The sequence below is a fragment of the Sulfobacillus sp. hq2 genome, assembly GCF_002903155.1.
Taxonomy (GTDB): domain Bacteria; phylum Bacillota; class Sulfobacillia; order Sulfobacillales; family Sulfobacillaceae; genus Sulfobacillus; species Sulfobacillus thermotolerans.
Genome location: NZ_NWUL01000029.1, coordinates 63,526 through 83,707 on the forward strand (window position 1 = coordinate 63,526; position 20,182 = coordinate 83,707).

20 protein-coding genes are annotated in these 20,182 nt (G+C 52.1%); 5 read left to right on the forward strand and 15 right to left on the reverse strand.

Features of this window, described 5'->3' with window-relative positions; translation table 11 throughout:
• Positions 1–86 precede the first annotated feature (86 nt).
• Both CO251_RS05260 and CO251_RS05265 read right to left on the reverse strand, forming a co-directional pair.
• The gene (locus CO251_RS05260) at positions 87–761 is read right to left on the reverse strand and encodes a hypothetical protein (RefSeq protein ID WP_103374756.1); all 675 of its coding nucleotides are present in this window, start codon (positions 759–761) and stop codon (positions 87–89) included.
• A 193-nt stretch (positions 762–954) separates the two neighbouring features.
• Entirely contained in the window at positions 955–1,521 is a 567-nt protein-coding gene (locus tag CO251_RS05265) for an NADPH-dependent FMN reductase (protein WP_242968341.1), read from the reverse strand.
• 393 nt (positions 1,522–1,914) lie between these two features.
• Here CO251_RS05265 and CO251_RS05270 point away from each other — a divergent pair, with 393 nt between their 5' ends.
• Positions 1,915–3,336, forward strand: coding sequence for an APC family permease (locus tag CO251_RS05270; protein WP_103374758.1), 1,422 nt, complete (start codon positions 1,915–1,917; stop codon positions 3,334–3,336).
• Here the strand turns inward: CO251_RS05270 and CO251_RS05275 are convergent.
• Genes CO251_RS05275 through CO251_RS05305 form a run of 7 tightly spaced genes read right to left on the reverse strand, consistent with a single transcriptional unit; the run spans position 3,223 to position 10,368 of the window.
• Positions 3,223–3,756 (reverse strand): NADH-quinone oxidoreductase subunit B family protein, encoded by a 534-nt coding sequence (locus CO251_RS05275; RefSeq protein ID WP_103374759.1) that lies wholly within the window; start codon positions 3,754–3,756, stop codon positions 3,223–3,225. The two genes, CO251_RS05270 and CO251_RS05275, sit on opposite strands and share 114 nt — an antisense overlap.
• 23 nt (positions 3,757–3,779) lie before the next feature.
• A complete protein-coding gene (locus CO251_RS05280) occupies positions 3,780–5,249 on the reverse strand; it encodes an NADH-quinone oxidoreductase subunit C (protein ID WP_103374760.1) in 1,470 nt (489 codons plus the stop codon).
• Positions 5,224–6,561, reverse strand: coding sequence for a proton-conducting transporter membrane subunit (locus CO251_RS05285; RefSeq protein WP_103374761.1), 1,338 nt, complete (start codon positions 6,559–6,561; stop codon positions 5,224–5,226). Before CO251_RS05285 ends, CO251_RS05280 begins: the two co-directional genes overlap by 26 nt.
• Before the next feature lie 4 nt (positions 6,562–6,565).
• Positions 6,566–7,189, reverse strand: a complete 624-nt coding sequence (locus tag CO251_RS05290; protein WP_103374762.1) for a hypothetical protein — start codon at positions 7,187–7,189, stop codon at positions 6,566–6,568.
• Position 7,190: 1 nt separating this feature from the next.
• Positions 7,191–8,105, reverse strand: coding sequence for a respiratory chain complex I subunit 1 family protein (locus tag CO251_RS05295; RefSeq protein ID WP_103374763.1), 915 nt, complete (start codon positions 8,103–8,105; stop codon positions 7,191–7,193).
• Positions 8,106–8,120: 15 nt separating this feature from the next.
• Positions 8,121–10,007 carry a proton-conducting transporter membrane subunit gene (locus tag CO251_RS05300; protein ID WP_103374764.1) on the reverse strand — a complete coding sequence of 629 codons (1,887 nt, stop codon included), beginning with the start codon at positions 10,005–10,007 and terminating at the stop codon, positions 8,121–8,123.
• Positions 10,008–10,059: 52 nt separating this feature from the next.
• A complete protein-coding gene (locus tag CO251_RS05305; protein ID WP_173677071.1) occupies positions 10,060–10,368 on the reverse strand; it encodes a helix-turn-helix transcriptional regulator in 309 nt (102 codons plus the stop codon).
• Positions 10,369–10,518: 150 nt separating this feature from the next.
• On the opposite strand from CO251_RS05305, the gene CO251_RS05310 reads away from it, so the two are divergent.
• Positions 10,519–11,862, forward strand: a complete 1,344-nt coding sequence (locus CO251_RS05310) for an MFS transporter (protein ID WP_103374766.1) — start codon at positions 10,519–10,521, stop codon at positions 11,860–11,862.
• A 287-nt stretch (positions 11,863–12,149) separates the two neighbouring features.
• On the opposite strand, the gene CO251_RS05315 is transcribed toward CO251_RS05310, so the two are convergent.
• From CO251_RS05315 to CO251_RS05335, 5 genes are all read right to left on the reverse strand, one after another.
• A complete protein-coding gene (locus CO251_RS05315) occupies positions 12,150–12,473 on the reverse strand; it encodes a hypothetical protein (RefSeq protein WP_146038991.1) in 324 nt (107 codons plus the stop codon).
• 59 nt (positions 12,474–12,532) lie between these two features.
• Positions 12,533–13,594 (reverse strand): glycoside hydrolase family 76 protein, encoded by a 1,062-nt coding sequence (locus CO251_RS05320; RefSeq protein ID WP_103374768.1) that lies wholly within the window; start codon positions 13,592–13,594, stop codon positions 12,533–12,535.
• Between the two features lie 167 nt (positions 13,595–13,761).
• On the reverse strand, positions 13,762–14,583 hold the full coding sequence (locus tag CO251_RS05325) for a carbohydrate ABC transporter permease (protein WP_173677069.1): 822 nt from the start codon (positions 14,581–14,583) through the stop codon (positions 13,762–13,764).
• Entirely contained in the window at positions 14,583–15,578 is a 996-nt protein-coding gene (locus CO251_RS05330; protein WP_173677070.1) for a carbohydrate ABC transporter permease, read from the reverse strand. The genes CO251_RS05325 and CO251_RS05330 overlap by 1 nt, the downstream gene beginning before the upstream one ends.
• 62 nt (positions 15,579–15,640) lie before the next feature.
• Positions 15,641–16,933 carry an ABC transporter substrate-binding protein gene (locus CO251_RS05335; RefSeq protein ID WP_103374770.1) on the reverse strand — a complete coding sequence of 431 codons (1,293 nt, stop codon included), beginning with the start codon at positions 16,931–16,933 and terminating at the stop codon, positions 15,641–15,643.
• A 226-nt stretch (positions 16,934–17,159) separates the two neighbouring features.
• Here CO251_RS05335 and CO251_RS05340 point away from each other — a divergent pair, with 226 nt between their 5' ends.
• The 3 genes from CO251_RS05340 (at position 17,160) to CO251_RS05350 (ending at position 19,645) form a co-directional block, all read left to right on the forward strand.
• Complete coding sequence (locus CO251_RS05340; RefSeq protein WP_103374771.1) at positions 17,160–18,407, forward strand: ROK family transcriptional regulator; 1,248 nt, start codon at positions 17,160–17,162, stop codon at positions 18,405–18,407.
• A 108-nt stretch (positions 18,408–18,515) separates the two neighbouring features.
• On the forward strand, positions 18,516–18,731 hold the full coding sequence (locus CO251_RS05345) for a hypothetical protein (protein ID WP_103374772.1): 216 nt from the start codon (positions 18,516–18,518) through the stop codon (positions 18,729–18,731).
• A 374-nt stretch (positions 18,732–19,105) separates the two neighbouring features.
• A complete protein-coding gene (locus CO251_RS05350) occupies positions 19,106–19,645 on the forward strand; it encodes a sigma factor-like helix-turn-helix DNA-binding protein (RefSeq protein ID WP_103374773.1) in 540 nt (179 codons plus the stop codon).
• 9 nt (positions 19,646–19,654) lie between these two features.
• On the opposite strand, the gene CO251_RS05355 is transcribed toward CO251_RS05350, so the two are convergent.
• Positions 19,655–20,179: a response regulator transcription factor gene (locus CO251_RS05355; protein WP_103374774.1), complete on the reverse strand. Its 525-nt coding sequence runs from the start codon at positions 20,177–20,179 to the stop codon at positions 19,655–19,657.
• Between the last annotated feature and the right edge of the window lie 3 nt (positions 20,180–20,182).

Here is a 20,182-nt window from a genome sequence, read left to right on the forward strand (position 1 = left end):
AAGGACTGGTCATCTAGGCTAAGACAGCAATGCCCGTCTTCTGCATACACAGAAGACGGGCATCTAAAACAGTTGTATCATCTCGCTTAAGACATCACGGTCTCTTGCACGCGAAAGAGGTTGCTGAGCAATAAAGCCCACCCCACATAAGCACGCACCTTATGGCGCAATCCTACTGCGATAGACGTAGACCCTGGAGCTAAAACGAGAGCCTCATCAGCCTCCGCCTTCTGCTTAGAAGGCGACCACATAGGCAAAGCGTGAGGACCGGATTCTAAGGGTCCCAGTGGCAACGAGCTCTGGAAACTTCCACCGATGAATGCGGAAATCCAATCCCGCACCCACGCTTTGACGACCGGATAGCGCCGCAGAATATCGCGCACACGTTGTTGGTGGAAATCCCGGACAGACGCGGGTTCTTGGTCTTGGGTGTGCAACAAAAAGGCATTCATCATGATCGCCGTTCCTGCTTGCGCGGCGCGGAGGCGAATTTGATGACCATCATCGGCATCGGCAAAACGCACCGCATTCCATGCCTTTTGAGGCACAGCGGTCATTAAGCAGCCAGGATGGCTGCTTGCTACCCATTCTTGGCAGAGTATGGCTCGCCCCGATTCCTCTAATGAGGCCACAGCCCAAAAAGCTGCACTCTTATATCGCCGCGCTCGAAAGTGCGTTTCTGCTTCTAATGAAAAGCGCATTGCCGCCCGCGCCGCATCTTGTCGGCATCGACTGAGCGTCGAGATCGCAATTTCAGCCATTTCGTCATTCCTCCGCTTCCCCGCAGTCGTGTCCCAAGAGGCACCATTGTTTCACGCGCCCTACTGGTGCTGTCTCAGGTCATCGTACGATAGGGACGAGAGAATCACAATAGGGCATCAGGACGCAGATAAAGGACAAACGGCCCATAGGTCATAGGCCGATCGTTGCGAACAGCATGCCCGCGTTTATTTTTTAGGGGGTCACGTGATGGTGCGTGCTCCTCATAGACTGCAGAGAATGACTCCAGCGACGCAACTCTTGGAGCATATCCTGGGCCGCTTGTTCTGTGGCTTCACTGGGATGAAACTGGTGGTGGTCATCAAAATACTGCTGAATGAATGGGATATTTACGGCTTCAGTAACCGGCACCATTTTCAAGGTCGTGACGACTTGTTTCAGCATCTGAACCGCTCGCACCCCACCTGAAACGCCCCCATAACTGACAAATCCCACGGGCTTATAGTGCCACTCGCTAAAAAGATAGTCGATCGCGTTTTTTAGGGGAGCGCTAAATCCATAGTTATATTCCGGGGTCACGAAGACCACCGCATCAGCCGATTCGACCTGCGCACTCCATTTTTTCGTATGATCATGGACATATTGATGAAAACGGGGGTGTTTGGGCTCATCCATAAACGGCAGATTGATTTCTGCTAAGTCCGCGATAGCGACATCCCATCCCCCCATGGCTTCAGCCCGCTGGGCAATCCATTGCCCAACAGGCAATGCGACGCGCCCGGGTCGGGTACTTCCAATCACAACCAATAACTTAGCCGTCGATATTCCCTCCTAAACTTAGTGCTTGAAGACACCTCTCCTTTAGGATACTGGTGGGGGTCATCCGTGTCAAAATTCTTAGGCTCGTGATACCAACACACGGCATGGCCCCCCGAAACCGCTGCCGCTTTTCTTATTTTGTGCTATGGTTAGGATACAGAGTTGACGAAGGAGATTAGCATGCCATGCGTTCACCTAGACGTCAAAAACACGAAGAAAGAGCACCGCAGCCCATGCCCATGTGGCAAAAACTCTTTGCCGTTTTCATTGCCTTAATCTTTTTATCCTTGAGCATGGGCAGTTTCCTTGTGTTATTCACCCACTAATCTGTTTACGGATCGAGGGAGTTCCCAAAACGAAACGCGAGGTGCATGGATGGGGAACGCCGAATCAAGACAGACTCTTAGAGCAGGTACGCTAAATTTTTGGGGAGCGTTTGCCATATCCTTTGGGAACATGGCACCGGCCGCAAGCGTCTTGTTCTTGCCCCAGGCTATGGCACAATTTACTGGAACAGCCGTTCCCTTAGCATTTGTATTCGCCATGATCGCCTCGTTTCTCACCGCCGCCTCCATTTTGCACTTTGTGAAACGCTTCGCATCCGCCGGAGCGGCCTATACCTTTAATAGTTTAGCATTCAATAAAGTCATGGGATTTGTATCCGGCTGGATGCTGTTTTTAGCATATGGACTCTCCTTGCCTTCCAACTTGTTGGTGTTTGGCTACTTTTCACAGGCATTTGCCATGCAGATTTGGGGCATTCACCTGTCCTGGTTTCTCTTCACGGTGGCGGCGCTTTTAGCTATCACGCTCTTGGTTATGCGAGGTGTTCGCATGTCCTCGCGCGTGGATCTCGTGTTGGTCATTCTCGAAACTAGTATCATTGTGGCATTGGCTGCCGCCATTATTGGGCAAGGAGGCGCCAACGGCAATACCTGGGCTGTCTTCTCCCCGTTCCGCGCCCGAACCCACTGGGTAGGTATTATCTTCGGCATGCTCTATGGCGTTGGGGCTTTTGCAGGCTTTGAAGCGTCCGCCACCGTGGCCGAGGAAACCCAGCAACGCTTTCGTACCATCCCCTTAGCCATATTTGCCACAATCATCGTAGGCGGCTTTCTTTATATCCTGGTGGCTTATGCCATTGCTATCGGCTACGGTGTCGGCCATGGTCACGCATTGGCCACCGCTACCTTGCCTTTAAGTGTCCTAGCCACGCGCTATGTGGGGCCGTGGATGGCGCTGGCCGTCGAACTGGCCGGGATGGCATCGGCACTGGGCATTGCCTTGGCGAGTGCAACAGCCAGCGCACGCGTCATCTATACCATGGGGCGGGACGGCGTGATTCCCCGCTGGTTTGCCACAGTTCATCACCGTTTTGGCACGCCCTTTCATGCTATGGCCGGTTTAGCTCTTTTTTCAGGGTTTTTGCTGACCATCATGGCCGTGTCTGTCAAGCCCTATCCCCAAGGCTTCAGCGATTTAGTCGCCGCAGCAGACGTGCTGGGTCTCACTCTTTACATTTTAGTCAACCTAGCGTGGGTGACTATGTGGTTCAAGCAACCCGAGCACTATCACATGTCCTGGCTAGTGGGAATCGTGCCCTCACTGCTGGGCGCCCTGGTGATGGCTATTCCATTAGTCTCCACCATTGTGCCTATCCCCCCGTGGCCCCTTAATTTGTTTTTATATCTCACGTTCGCCTACATCGGCTGGGGTTTGGTCACCGCGTGGTTGCTCAAGCGGCGGAATCCGGCGCGCCTCGACCAAGTCGGCCGAGGGCTGACTATCAATGAATGAAGACGGTTCCAATAATGTATCCATAACAGCCGTAAGCCCTTGCAGAATCTCGGCGGGGGTTGGCGGGCATCCCCGAATGACAACATCGGGTGGACGCATGCTGCCTTCGACTCCCCCCCGCGTCGCATAGGCTCCTTGAAACACCCCGTAGCCTGCAGCACAATCGCCCAATGCCACCAACCGTTTGGGACGCGGCAACGCGGCCCATACTGCTCTGAGCGGCGTCATCATCGTATCAGAGACGGGCCCTGTTACAATCAAGGCATCGGCGTGGCGTGGAGAGGCGACGATGTCCAGTCCCACATGCTGCATATCGTAAAAGGACCCCGTCAAAGCGTTTAGTTCTTGCTCGCAACCATTGCAGCTCCCCGCATCAACATGGCGGCATTGCAACGACCGTGAATGTGAATGGTGGCCCATATGCCTTTACTCCTTCCAGCTATCTATCGATCTGTACAGCTATAACACAACTCGAAACTCTTGTTGATCAAGGGAAAGTCACCCACCGCGCCGCCTGACACCGCCTTGACCATAAGCGGCCAATTGCGAAAAGTGCCTGAGCGCACATGATAACGGCGCACACGCCCATGGTCTAAGGAGATCACATGGGCATTCAACCCATGGGGAGACTCGGTATACGTCGTGATATCGCCACTTAAGTCAGGCAATATGGCCCCCACCCCAGACGACTCTGGATCCGGGGCGCCTATGAGATTACGCGCTACCTGTTCGAGAATACGCCACGATTCCTCAACTTCATGAAGTCTGACCCGAAACCGCGCTGCGACATCACCTCGGGATTCGCACGCAGGGGTCCAGTCTAAATCGCCATATCCAGGAGTCAGCAAACGGGCATCAAAGCCCAAGCCCGATGCTCTGGCCACCACTCCTTGGGCTCCAAGCCGCCACGCTTCTTCCTGCGTCACCACGCCTGTCCCTGCCATTCGGTCTTGAAATCCATGGTGGCCTTCCACCCATTTGCGCCACGGGGCCCAGACCTGCCTCATTTCAGCAATCAGGGTCAAAAGCAAAGACGGTTCGATGCGAACGGTTCTGTGCGGCGACACGGTGTCAAAGAGTAAGCGGTGACCCGTTAATTGGTGCATAGCACGCTGCCACATTTCTTTCATGGCCATAGCCCGCTGGTTGGCTACAGCAAAGCCCACCCCAGCAGGAATTTGCGCTAAATCATTGAGATGGTTGAGGACGCGTTCAGATTCTAACAGCAAAAGACGTTGCTGTACGACCTCGGGACGAGGTTCTTGGCCTGCGAGGTGTTCCACGGCCATAGTCCAATTAACTTGATGAGACACGGTATCGGCTCCACAAATACGGCTCACAACAGCTGCCACGGAGGTTACCGGCAAGCCCTGAAGCCAAGACTCCACCCCCCGGTGATTCTGAAACAAATGCAAGTCTAAATGCAAAACATTTTCGCCCATGATACTAAACACAAAATGCCCCGATTCAATAATGCCTGCATGCGTGGGTCCGACCGTCATGATGGTAACGCCATCGCCGTCGACAACGCGTGGTGGATTGCCTACGTCACACTCGTCATCGGGCACAAACTGGGGTGCTTCCATCATCATAGGGAAAAATTTACGGGGCCACCGCGGGGTTCGTATCAACGGGCGCATATCCGGATGCCCTTGTGGGATATACCCAAATAGATCATGAATTTCTCGCTCATCCCATGACACTTCGGGCAGACTTGGGGTTAAGGAGGGAAAGGTCCCGTCTGCCACGTCCACCTCGTAGGTGAGCATATCGCCGTCTTCCTTCAGCCAATCACTACGAAGACGCCTGTCCGAATAGGCTGTTAACGCTAACAGATGGCTCTTCGCCTGCTTTGCGTGTTCATTGGCCTGAATCCACTGGGCCGGTTCACATCTCCGCTGAGGTTTCTGCAAGCGTCTTACCTCCTGGGGTGTTGGCTTTAAGTTGTGGCCATGATTCCAAGCCTCCCCACAGCCCTTTCAACAGATGGTACAGCAATGCCGTAAAAGTCAAGACAAGCGCGGTACTCATCGTCCCTAAGGCCCAAAGTGCGTGGGATTGCCACAAGGCCCAAAGTATCATCCATTCACTATACGCCAGCCCTAAGGGCGGCAGGCCTGCTAAGGCCAAGATACCCACCGCCCAAAGCCCGGCCATTTTTGGATGCTGACGCGCAAGATCCGTGATATGACCAAGGTTCTTGGAATGATACCGCTCCGTTAAATGGCCACTGGTGAAAAATAGCGTGGACTTAATCACGGCATGAAACGCGTATTGCCACAGCGCTGCCGTCTCGGCAAGCGGCGTGCCCAAGCCAAATCCAATCGCCATAATGCCCATTTGTTCAATGCTTGAATACGCCAACAAGCGTTTGATGTCGTGCTGGACAAACAGCGCAAGTGCCCCCATGGCCACTGAGGCCATGCCAAAGCCCAAAAGCAGATGGGGACCTGACAACACACTTTCTGAGGGTACGGGAACCGCCTGAATAAAACGTACAAGAGTGATAAGGCAGAGCCCTAGAAGCACGCCCGACAGCAATCCACTGACCGGCGATGGGGCTTCTGAGTGAGCATCCGGCAACCACGTGTGAAAGGGCACTAAGCCGACCTTGGTGCCGATCCCCCCCACAACCAACAACGTCGCAACCGCCCGTATTATCCCTGCGATATGGGCATGATGCCGCCATAAATTGACATATGACAGCGTCTGCCAGCCCAGTCCTTGCGATCTCAAACTTCCATAGATGAAAATAATCCCCATGAGTCCCAAGGCTAAGCCGACCGATGCAATAACAATATACTTCCATGCTGCTTCCAGCGCTTGCGGCGTATTGCCCAGTACGATTAAAGCCCCCGACGCTAAGGTGGAAAATTCAATCGCCAACCACGACACAGCGAGATTTGGCGACCACGCAATGACGTTCAGCGATAGCCAAAACAACGACCACCACCAATAATAAGCGCGCAAGGAGATCGCCTGGTGCTCACGCCGCCATATCACACTATCCCAGGCACTGCTGACGGCGATTAGATTCACTATTCCCTCTAAAATAGCCGTATCCTGTCCCCGCCATATGGCCGGAAACGAAAGTCCTGCCGTCGCAAGGCATATCATTGTCGCCCACCAAGCGACCTGCTGGGGCAGTTTATGCACGTTTGGTCCCTTCGCCGCCAGCACGAAAACCATTACGCCCACGGGGCCTAGCCCGTCCCATATGACCATGTTGTTACCCCCTCAGCTGCTTCAAGGTCGCCACATCGGTGGATTGAAGGTGATGATGAATGCGCCAGCTCATCCAAACCAATAACCCCGCCGCAACAAGTAAGTCTCCTAACATACCTAGCTCCATAAAGGTGGGCAATGCCCCCGCCACAGAGGCAGCCAAGATAACCAACCCGTTTTCGACACTAACCAAGGCGGCGACTTGCGAGAGGACGTGCCTGCGACTCACAACCATTAATAGACCCCAATGGATCGTGGCCAATCCATAGAAAAAGAGCGCCTGATGTAACATAATTCCAGTAGACGCTAATAGATGCATCGCATGCGTAACCGCTAATACCAACAGGGCCGCCATGCCATAGGCCCAAAGAGGCAAAGAAGAATCTTGGCGAAATTCTTGGGGCCACCTATGCATCACGCGATGCATGACATAAGGAATCAGACCTGCCTTCACTATCATAGTGACCGCCCCAATCACCGCGACCGCTAGGGTCAATGGGCCGGATGTCCAAACCATGACCCCAAGTGCTCCTCCCTCGAAAACCAAAAACCAAATCCCACGAGCAATATTGCGAGACCACAACAAACCACCCGCCGCCAAAAAGACCAATAGCCCCGCGGTTGCCACCTTAGCTCACGCTCCCCGACGCCACAAGATAAAATGCCAATAGTCCCACCCCGGTCGCCATGGCAAAATACGTTGGCAATTGAAAATACCGTAATTTCACAAAACGGCTCTCTGCCCATCCTAACGCCATACTCGTAACGGCTAATTCCCCAACACGCATGAAAAGGTTCGCCCACACAGAGGACATCACCGGGCCTAAATAAATCCATCCTAATCCGATAAGGGCGGTGAATTTGAGCGCACCAGCCATTTGCTGCTCCGCAAGAAATCGCCCATTATATTCCAATACGGTCGCTTCGTGCATCATCGTTAGCTCTAAATGGGTATCGGGATTATCCACCGGCAAGCGTCCTGTTTCAGCTAGCAATACCAGCACATAGCTCGATGCGGCCAATATCCAAGGCAGAATACCTAAGGCTTGGTGTCGTAGCCAAGGGGCTAACGGCGCGATGGCCGTATGACCGCTCACGACCCAGAGCACGCCAAATGCCGCTAACAGGGCAGGCTCAATGCCACTTCCCACCGTTGACACCCGGCTAGCTCCCAACCCGCCAAAGGCTCCCGCACTATCCATGCCGGCCAAGGCGCTCCAAAATCGTTCCACTGCCAGCAAAAAGAATAGAACAAGCGCATTATGCGGCCAGGAAGATGGCAATTTTCCCGTCCACGGCAGCATAGTAACGATGACGAGCATAGTAGCCACATTAACGCTCGGAGCCAAACGAAATATCCAGGAACTGTCTTGGGGTACGGTCGTTTCTTTATGCCAAGTCTTCCACAAAATGCGGTACGCTTGGAACACAGACGGGCCCATGCGCCCTTGAATTCGCGCCTTCGTCGTCTGACTGAGGCCTACCAACAACGGCGCTAGGGCGATCGATGCGACCATGCTGATTGCTTGTCCCCACCACTCCATGATTTGTCCCCTTCCTTAGCGCAGCGTCAGCAACAGGACCCCGATAGTCACCAGCAAATACGTCAAGTACAGTCGGACAGGCCCCGCTTGTACCCGGGTACTATATTGGGCGATGCGCCAAATAGCTTGAGACACAGGTCGATATAGATACCGTTCCCACGTTGGCGTTGTTCCCCCTTGATAGACAATGCGTTCAGGAAAATCCTCACGATAGGGCCCCAACCGGGCGAGATGGCGATGGGGCCGGTAAATCACCGCAAAAGTGGTTCGAATCGCCTTGGTAAAAGAGGCCGCAGAAAATTGCATAGCCGGATTCGTTTGGCGCCCCCCTCCCCAGCGCGGCACTTCCGGTGCATCCCAAACGCGTGAGGTAATCGCTGCGATACCAATCCCCAGAAGGAGCATACTCGCAACCACTATGACGTGAACCGGTACCAATAGGGCGCCCGAGCTAGCCCGCGTTGCCAAGAGACGTCGAGCGATGAATGCAATGACAGGTCCGGGAAAGATGCCTAACAACAATGAAATGACGCCCAGCACAAGAACAGGCGCCCCCATGGTTCGTGGAAGAGATGTATAAGGTAATGGCTGGCGCGCCTGTCCAAGAAACATAACGCCCACCGCCTTCACAAAGGCCATGCCCGCCAGAGCTGCGATCAACCCCAATATTAAGGCCAAAGTCAACGCTGTCACGCGAACAAGCACAGGAGATTGCAAGGTCATCAACAACATCCCCCGCAACACGAGCCATTCGCTGACAAAACCATTGAACGGCGGCAAGCCGCTGATTGCCATGGCTCCCATCACGAAAGACAGCCCAATGCCGGGCAAGGTGTGAATCAAGCCCCCTAATTGGTCCATAGTCAAACGGCCTGTGTGCTGCTCTACCCCACCCGCTATCAAAAACAACTGACTCTTAAACAAGGCATGATTCAATGCATGAAGCAGGGCACCCACGCCGCCAATCACCTCTAAACTCGGGCGATGCCAGTCGAGTCCCGCCGCCATGATGCCTAGAGCCATAAAAATAATCCCCATGTTTTCCATGCTGCTGTAGGCTAAAAATTTCTTGAACTCTCTTTCCATTAGGGCATATAACACCCCGAGGAGGCTTGAAAGAGCCCCAATGACGAATAAGACCATAGGCCAAGCGCCGTTCGCGGGGCCCAAATCCATAATGGCAAACTGTATAATGCCAAAAACGGCCACTTTAATCATGACGCCCGACATTAAACTTGATACCGGTGCCGGCGCTGCCGGATGCGCCCGCGGAAGCCATATATGAAAAGGAGCCACACCGCTTTTGATGGCGAATCCTGCGGTTAAGAGGCCAAAGATCACATTTTTTTCAGGCCCAGAGAGTTCATGGGCTTTTATCGCCCACATTGCAAACTCACCCGACTGTACCTGATAGGCCATCAGCAACAATCCTAAAACAATGAGCATGGCGCTCACTTGCGACATGACCAAATAAACGTATCCGGCCTTGACGACACCGGGTCGTTCAGGGTGCGATATGACTAAGAAAAAAGAGGACAACGCCATGATTTCCCATGCCGTCATGAACCCCCAAAGATTTTGGGCTGTTAACACCCCGACCATGCTGACCAAAAATAACGGAGTCCAAAAGGCGCTCCATAATGGATGATGCAAACGGTAACCTAAGGTGTAAATAGAAGCGGCCAACGCTACCACCCCTAATAGGAAAAGAAACCACGATCGCAAAGGGGTTAGGGCCCATTGAGACCCCTGAAGCCACGATAACGTCGGATCGCACAGCCCCAAAAGGGCCACGACAACTAAGGCGACACTCCAGGCGATGTACGCGATTCGGGCCCCTTGTTCATACCAGGCAAGAACCATTATCATGAGTCCACTCAGTAAAAGCCCCATTACTAACATAACCTGACATTCTCCATTCGTTCGGTCGAGACCACACGGCCAGTGCCATCCTCTAGGGTTGAGAACGTAATACCGAATTCATGCTGTCGACTTGATGTTGAAATATCGAACGCGCGATGTCCAACAACTCAAAGATCAACACGTCTGGAACACTGTAAAACACATTCGTGCCGCTTTTGCGCGATTCGACCAGATGATGCGAACGTAGTACTGCCAACTGCTGAGAAACGGACGACGGCTCAATGTTCAAAGCCTGTTGCAGCTCAGACACACTTCGCTCCCCATCTCGCAAGAGATCTAAAATCCGCAATCTGATAGGATGGCCCAAGGTTTTATATAGTTCGGCCTTAAACGCATACATAGCATCCACAGCCACTGGCCTCCTTTCCCAACTTTATTATACCATAAAGTTATTATCTGTGAATATTAATAGGTTTTCATATATGCATATTGCTGTTGAAGAAATTTTTCACCGTGTTTGGTACACTAAGAGCTGTGCAAGGAGGCCCAGATGGATAGCAGTCGTGAAACAGCGAGACCTGTACGGTGGGGATTTACTCCTTCCATCTTAATGGCCGTGGTCTTAAATCCGTTAAATTCCGCAACCATCTCCGTCGGTTTAACCATTCTCCTGCGGGCCTTTCACAGCAGTTCGGAAGGCATTACTTGGATCGTGTCAGGATACTATTTGGGAAGCGCTGTGGCGCAACCGATTATGGGGCGCTTGGGCGATCGGTTTGGTTATCGTCGTTTCTTTTATTGGGGGTTGACGCTCGTGCTGATTACGGCGATCTTGGCCCCGCTCTCGCATCAATTGTGGGTTTTTGTCGGATGGCGCGTAGTGCAAGCGATCGGAACATCCATGGTCTATCCCAATGCCATTGGATTAGTACGCCAATGGCAAACGAAACGCCTGCCCACAATCTTAGGATGGATTGGAATGGCAGCCGGCATCGCTTTGGCAGTCGGTCCCCCCGTAGGAGGGCTGCTCATCGCGCACTTCGGATGGCAAGCAATTTTTTGGCTCAATATCCCCATCGCGATCGCCACAGGTCTCTTACTGGCCATCAGTATTCCTCACACAACCCGGCCATCATCGTCGGTCAAACCCCACGAAGACGTTCTCGGAAGCGTTCTCTTTGTGTTGCTCATGCTCGCGTTTCTGCAAGCAACAAATAAGGCAAGTGTGGTGGCGAGCTTAGGTGGACTAATGATTCTCGTGGTGTTAATCGTGGCCGAAAAGCGTCATGACTATCCCACAATCCCCGTTCGGTGGTTTCTGCGCCGCGCATTTACCTTGGCTGCCCTGATTACCCTATTAACCAACCTGGTTATGTATCTCGCGTTGTATGGGATTCCCATTTTTTTAGAAACCGATAGGCATTTATCCGTGAGTATGAGTGGTTTCATGCTTTTACTTTTTGCCGCCACGCTAGCGGTAGCTTCTCCCCTCGGTGGATATTTGGCGCGTTCCCAAAGCCGTCGATCGCCTATTCTCCTATCAAGCATTCTGCTGGTTGCTGCAAGTCTTATACTGTGGAGCCAGTCTTGGGCCTCCTTAATCTGGATTGGCCTCTCCTTAGTGCTTTTGGGTCTAAGCTTCGCCGTAACCAATGTCGTTCTCCAACAAATGTTCTTGGAACTCGCTCCCGCGCATCAGTCTGGCACCGCTTCGGGGCTCTATAGCTTATTGCGCTATGTGGGCACTATAGCCTCTTCGGTTGTTCTCGCCCAAGCCTTTGAGGCCACTCACACCCTAGTTGTGCTGTTTGTCGCCCTCACAATGGCCAGTGCACTAAGCGGCATCTTAAGCGTAGGACTGCCCGTCAAGACAAAGCGGACAGAAACTTTGTAACCTAGTATCGACGCGGGGGTATCTTGTTGCACGGTAGGCAAAAAGTAACACAGAGAAACGTCTGACGACAAAAATGGCACATTGACGGAACGGAAAGACCCCCACGCACACGCGGCGGAATAATATGGTCTTCTCGTGCTTACACACCAGATCACCTGATGCGGTGGAAATCCCCACAGACCTGAACAGAAGCCAACCCATCCTCCCAATGAGGACTTCTGTTCAAATCTCTGAGGATTGCGAAGAGCCACCCGCCACCTCTTTGACCTGCTTGCCGGGGTGCCTTGTCATGAGACCTTTAGAGACTGGAGACTGACCGTTTTGTGTTCCCCTAGCCATGGTGGCGCAGGTGTCTTCGTGCTCACGCGCCATCCCGTACGCGTTTCTTCATAGACCATCCAGGGAATGCCTTGACGCGTTAACTCCTGCTGATAGTGCCGCCACCGCCTCGGGCTCCAATGAAAACGGCTCTCCCATTCTGTATGACTCATTAAATATTGTTGCAGCACCCGAAAGCTTTCATTCGTCTGCACGCGATAAAACACCACAGGGTCCCCCCATTGGCGTCCCGTCCACAATACTCCATACGTAACGGATTTCTTGGCTGCCATCGTCATCACCCACTCCTTTTGTGATTTCATTCACAATGTATTCCGGTTTCCTGTATTTGTCAAGCGTATGCGTAGTGATGCAGTAGCACGAGCGTTTCTAAAGCGGCAGCCTTGTCACGTAATAAACGCGTGATCGGTTCGTCACGAAGACACGCTAGGCTCAAACATTCCCGCGTATGGAGAAATGCGTCCCACGATTCTTCTATCGCAAGCATAAATGGCTGAACGAATGCAGACACATCGAAAGCAGTTGCCGCTTGAAGAAGCGCGCGCAAGAGAACCACATTAAACCAAGGCGTACAGGGATATCTGCCCGTCTCGTGAAAAAATAGCGGCAGGCCCCGCAAAACCGACATGGCACGGTCCTTCCATAAGGGTGCACGTAAAACGTCCACTGCCGCAAGATGCATATACGCTTCTAAAGGCGTGCCAGCATTATACGTAAACACCCGTGTATCAACGCGCCCTGAAACCAAATCTACATGATCGTTAAACAACCCATCCGCGCGCTGCATGGAACGAACCCACTGCTCCATGGCCAACATTTTCGGATCAATTCCTCGACCGTCACCCTGAGCCAGCCGCCATAAACGCAGTCCTAACAATAAGGTGGGGCCAGTCGAACACACATGAACTGTCCGAGGGGGGATTTGACGCCACAATATCCCTCCACTGCCCACATCAAGGCCGCGGGACACAATGCCTTGATAGAGACCTTGCGCTATCTCAAGCCACGGCTTATGCCGTAATCCTTCATATAAGTCAAGGGCAGCTAAACCAATCCAGGCATTATCGTCGAAGTAGATGCCACCCGGAAACTCGTCAGATTGATGAGGAATACTGTCCATAAGGCCATCCCCAGACTCATAGGTCCGCACCGAAGCAAGAAGGTCCCCTTCGACCTCTTCAACCAATGTTCGGCCATCTGGCAACCACGTAAGTTTACCACAGGCCGACAACAATGCACCAAAACTCCAGTTATAGGCCCAAAAGGGATGGTGACCCACCTCTGTTGATTCTTTGAACCCCGACCATCGACCCACCTTATATTCGGCCCACAGCCGTTCCCATGCACACACCACCGCATCAAAATCCCTCCACTCTGGGCTTGCTGGCGCCATCACCTTCCTCCTTCAACGAGGTATCCTTTGCATTCTTAGTATTCCACAGTTTGATCTTAGCGTCTGATCGTCGCCGAAAGTCAGCAGATCAAAGAGGATAGGGGCGCACGCCCCTATCCTCTTTGATCCCCATAACTCGCCTATCATCATGCACTGTATCGCAGCATCTAACCCTTCACGGACCCGGCTAAAAGACCCCGAACAAAATACTTGCCCAAAAAGATATACACGACCAAGGTCGGAATGGATGCCATCAGCGCACTAGCCATCTGGACATTCCACTGAATGGTTTGGCTTCCGGCAATATTCACCACCGCAACCGTCACCGGTTGGTGCGGAGGTACGGTGATCGCGACCGCAAATAAGAAGTTGTTCCAGATTTGCGTAAATTGCCAAATACCGGCCACCACAAACCCTGCAGCGGATAATGGCAGGATAATACGGCGGAAAATACCCCAATATCCGGCGCCGTCAATTTGGGCGGCTTCAATCATTTCGGCCGGAATCGCTGCATAGAAGTTTCGAAAAATAAGAGTCGTAATGGGAATTCCATAGACCACGTTCACCAGAATAAGACCGGGAATCGTGCCGTATAATCCAATCGCATCTAAAACCCGCAATACCGGAATGAGCACGGCCTGATAGGGAATGAACATCCCCATAAGAATAATGAAAAACACCACATTGGCGCCGCGAAATTTCCACTTCGCCAAAGAATATCCGTTCACCGCTCCAATGAGCGACGAAATCACGGTCGCGGGCACAGCAAGATAGACACTATTAAGGAAGTTTGGGCCTAATTTTTGCCATGCAGAAACTAAACTTGATGTACTCCAGTGCGTCGGTAGATCCCACATCTGCGACAAATGCAGAGCTGCACCCGCTTTTAAGCTAGTCGTCACAACGAGATAGACCGGCATGAGATAGAGAATGGCAAACACGGTAAGCACGAGATAAAGGATAGACCGATTCAGACGTCTTAGTGCCATCACATCTCCTCCTCTCGATTTTCGCGCCGCAACACCGAGATTAGATAGGGGACACTAAAGGCCGCCATCAGTAAAAACAAGATAGTGGCAATGGCTGCGCCTTGGGCAAACTGACTCCCTTGGAACGTCGTATCAAACATGTTTAAGGTCGGCATATCCGTACTAAAATCTTGACCCGGTCCTGTCATGGCATAGACCAGCCCAAACACTTTCAACGACGCCGCCGTCAGAATGATGACAGCGGTGACCGTTGAACTGGCCAACTGCGGATAAATGACGGACCAGAACAAACGCCACGAACCCGCTCCATCAATGCGGGCTGCTTCCTTGATTTCTTCAGGTACTGCCCGCAAGCCCGCCAAATAAATGGCCATAGCGAATCCCGACATTTGCCACACTGCGGCGATGGCGACGGCCACTAAGGCTAAGGGAACGCCGACTTTAATTTGGCCCCAACCCAGCGACGGAATAATGAGAGGGCTGAGAAACCATGTCGGAGGATGTTTATCGCCCAAGGCGCGCAAGATCAGATTGACCCCAGCGTTAGGCTGCGGATTTAATACCCACGCCCAGATTACCCCTGTAGCCACAAATGAAATCGCCATAGGAAAAATAAAGATGCTGCGAAAGAGGCTTTCGAAGCGAATCTTCTGGTCAATCAGCACCGCGAGAAAAAGTCCGAGGCTGAGACAGCCCAAAATAAACAAGGTTGTGAAGACAATGATATTGCGAATGTCGGACTGAAATCGAAAGGTCCGAAATACCGCGAGATAGTTTGCCAGACCCGCATAAGAAAAATTCGGAATGTAACTGTTCCAGTTCGTCAAAGAAATATAGCCATTCCAAAAAATAAAACCATAGACAAAAATCCCTAAGGCGACCAACGACGGTGCCAACACTAAAATCGCCGACGCTTTATCCCAGGACCAACGCCGACGCGGTTGAGGCAATGTCGGAATGGAGCTCGGAGTGTCTTTTATAGCATGTTTAATCAACCTGAACCCTCCTGCCACAAGCAATACCGGTCGTCCGTGCACGCACGGACGACCCAAGCGCCTTATGATAATGGATTGGACTGGGCAGCGTTTTCCAACGCGGTCACGAACTGCGAAACATTGTGATTGCTCAGGAGGATATCCATCGCATTGTTGACCGCAGTCGTAAAGCCAGGATTGACAGCCCCCTGACCGATGACTAATACCAGTTTGTCCTTCTTGTACGATTGCATCGCAGCACGCGAATAGGCGTCATAGTCTGCCGGATTCGCATCAAGTCGCGGCGAAAAGGTCCCTTTTAAGGGGTTGAAGATATCTTGCCCGGTCTTGGATCCCAAAACTTTGAGGTAATCTAACGTCGCTGTCTTGTTCTTTAAATGCGATGGCAGTCCGAAGACGTCAGACACCACGGCAAATGTGCCAGCAGTTCCTGGTGTAGGTGCCCAGCCAAATCCTTTGCCAGGCGTTAGATGTAAGTCCGTCGTAAAGTAGCCTTGCGCCCAATCCCCCATGACATTCATCGCGGCTGATCCCTGAGCAACTAATTGATCGGCCTGCTGCCAATGCAATGCGGTGTAGTCACTGTTGGTATACTGCAGCATCTTCACAAAGGTTTGGGTCGCCGTGGTTACCCCAGGACTACTCCACGAGGCTTTCCCGCTTAATAACGCATCATATTCCTGAGGTCCCACTGTGCCTAATAAAACATCACTCCACAAAAGCGTGGCTTCCCAGTCCCCATGATTCGCTAACGCCAACGGCGTAATATGATGTGCCTCGAGAACCTGGGCATCGTTAAAGAATTGCGTAAATGTTGTCGGCGGGGTTAAGTTATATTTTTGAAAAATGGCAGGATTGTACCATAGTACGTTGCCTCGTTGCATATCGACCGGCACCGCATAGATTTTGCCATTGAAGGTCAGTAAGTTCAACAATGATGCGGGATAATCATGATACCAACCTTCTTGCTTGTACAAGGAATTTAATGGGGCCATATCGCCCGCTTGAACCCAAGAATATAACGATCCATGTCCGGCATGGACTTGAAATGTACCCGGAGGATTGTTGGCCTCCATGCGGCTCGCAAGCACGGCCTTGGCGTTCGATCCAGCTCCTCCTGCCACCGCTTCGTTAATCACTTTGATCTGGGGATATTCTTTGTTGAACTGAGCGTTAAGGGCCGCCAACGCCTTACTACTGGCCACACCTGTCCACCAGCTAAAAATTTGAAGCTGTTTTGGGGAATTGTTGACGGTCGCTGGCGCCTGCGCGCTTTGTGAACCACAACCTGCTAACCCGACCGTACTGGCCGCAAGTAAAGCCGCAAAACCTATCCCTATACGACGTGTTCCCATTAATGCATCCTCCTCAAACTTATTGGCAATTTCCACAGTTCTAGCAACCGAGACAACATTTAGTGCGGATATAATGTAACAAATAAACAAAGCGAAGACAATATCCAATTTAAATTCGTTAATTTCTCTGCAAATAGGCCAAAATCACCAAAGTTCGAACGTTGTTTTCGATAACTTAATTGATATGGTATATTAACTATAAAACTTTTTTCATGGAGCGACGTCCGTGCGAACAAATATCGATGCGCAAACCATGCGACAACTTAATAAGTACACGGTATTGCAGTGGATTTATTCCCACGAAAATGTCTCACGCGCCGACATTGCCAAACTGACCGGCCTTAATCGCGCCACGGTTTCGTCGTTAGTTGATGAATTATTATTCGAACAATATATTTCGGAAATCGGGCAAGGCAATTCCTCGGGTGGACGCAGGCCCATCATTCTTCAATTCAATGCCCGCACGGGGTTCAGCATTGGCGTCGATGTCCAAATTTCATCGGTTAAAACCGTACTGACGGACGCGCGCGGCCACGTATTGGATCGGCGCTTTTCGTCATTGCGTCCAGCGAGCCACGGGGCGTTTCGCGAAGTCATGCTGCAGGTGATTACGGAGCATGTCCGCGACATTACCGCTCAATGTCCCCCAAGCGCCCACGGGGTGTTTGGGGTGGGGATCGCCTTACCCGGCATGGTGAACTATCAAACCGGCCACGTTCATTATTTGCCCAATGTTGATGTACAAAATTGGAATTTTACGAACGCCCTGGCCAGCCGTGTGCAGCTGCCCGTAGCGATCGACAACGATGCCAATTGCGGAGCCTGGGCAGAGTTTTTGCGTCGCCCTGTGGAGAGCCTCGTCTTTATCAATGCGGGAATCGGTGTTGGCGCCGGTCTCATTTTAGGGGGGCAATTGGTTCGCGGGCACCATGGTATTGCTGGTGAATGGGGACACACTACCATCGACGCGATGGGCTTGCTTTGCGCGTGCGGCAGCTACGGGTGCTGGGAGTTATACGCGTCCGAACGCGCTTTAGCGCGCTATTTAAAAGAAGAGGGCGTTCCTGATGGAGACCCGTTTGCGCCCTCTTTTATGGATTCTGCCCTGATTAACGCCCCCGACGATCCACGCTTTCAGGAGGCCTTCAGACAAGTGGGCCACTACTTGGGCATCGGCATTGCCAATATCCTCAACGCCTTAAATCCTCGCTACATTATCGTCGGCGGCACCATCGCCCGCGCGTCGCGATGGATTCTACCCGAAATCACCTCCGTTCTGCGCAAACGGGCCATTGGCGTCAACAAAAACGTAGAGATATTTGCCGCCGACCCAGACATGGTCGCTATTGGAGCCGCCGGATTAGCGCTATCACGCGCGCTTCCCCTTACGCCTCTTCCGGTCTTAAGCCAACTCGATGTCGGCCGCGCGCCCATTCGTTCCATCGGATCAGGAACCATACTGAACGACCGATAAAAATAATAACCTGGGAATTATGATTTTTCTGCCATTAGCGGAATCGTTGATGCGCAATTATCCCCCTCTCATACTAGTAAGTAATCACGAGATAAGGAGGGATTAACCATGACGCGTCGTCGTTGTGCCAACTGTGGCCAATGGATTAATGAGCCGGAATGGACCAAAGCCGGACAAGAATCACGCCCTACGGTCTATTGGTGCCTCCCTTGCCGGCTGCAAGTGCAACGCGAATGCCAATTGCAATTGTGGGATCAACTAGGAACCAAATCCGCGACCGATTCGTTATTGCAACAGGTGGTGCGGGAATGGTTGAGCCCTTGACACGACAATGCGACTCCCATGACCATCCTTTGCTCACCGCGCGAAGCTCGCGCGGTGTTTTTTGTTGCCGAGCTTGTTGTCTGGATTATAAGGCCAAGCCCGCAAAACATGACCGATATCCGTGCCGCTTTCGCCTTTAAACCCCCTCGAATGACTTCCGGCCATCAGGTTATGGAGTTATATCGCATCGCCATTCTCTCCCAGGCTTTACCCCCTCTCAGTAGATTAATTAGACAGAGAGAAAGCCGTTGTGATATAATAATTTCATACTAGTTGAATCCGACTATACTTCCGTGTAATGATTTCAGCCACAACTTCAAGCCTCGTCTACGAGATAATGCAAAAGAGTCTTACCCTGTGAGGTGCACGCAAACATGTGGAGCAATGGAGCCTGCTTTATTGTTAATAACGATTTAGCCATTGAGCATTGGAACCCTGCGATCAGTCAAATGACGGGCCTCTCGGAAGAAGCCGTCTTGGGTCGACGCTGCTATGACGTGATACGAGGCGCCAATCTCGATGGCAGTGTGTTTTGCCAGGCCTCTTGTACCTTGCTGACAACGGGCACCGTCCCGTCGAACATCTTAGTTCCCACTCGGTACACAGGTCACCGAATTGCAGAATTGCGTGTCACTATGTTGGATACTCCGCCGGTTATTGTACACTGGCTCACACTCTCCGACCAGGTCGTCTCCCCGACATGGCACCTAACTCCTCGTCAACAGGCCATTTTTGCCCTGCGTTCCCAAGGATATTCACGGGCTGCCATCGCCAAGGAACTTCATATCCAGCTCAGCACGGTGAATACGCACATCAAACGTGTGCGGGAAATTCTTGGTGTCCGCACCGAACAAGAAGCACTCGCCCAAATAGCAGCCAGTGCATCCTCTTCTCCAACAGCTCGCAACGAATAACCTTCACACCTAATGATGTTCCCGATACCACGCAATTAATTCACGATCCGAGTGGCAACTCAACATCGACCGCATTCGCTTCAAATGCGTTTCAATTGTACTAGGTGCCACATGGCATTGTTGTGCGATCTCCCCATGGGACAATCCACGCGCAAGTTTCTCAATAATATCATATTGACGGCGAGTCAAAACACTGTGAAATGAGCCCTCTGATTCTAGCGGCACAACGCTATGCAAGATCCGGAGCGGATCATCGAAAATGGCATAGTGTACCCCTACCCGCAAATCCTTTCGCGATTGAGGCCCCAGACGTACCACAGCATCAACGGCTCTGTGTTCCTTAAATGCCGTCAATAAAGGACACTCTGGACGACAAAAAGGCGAGCCGTCCAAGTTTTGTGCATCAATAGCTTCATAGCAAAATTGCCCAATCGTGGCATGCGCGGGCTTGCCAATCCATTCGGCCACTTGAGGATCCATATCCATAATGCGCCAATCACTCCCGACGAGAAACGTCGGAACATTGCTCCACATATG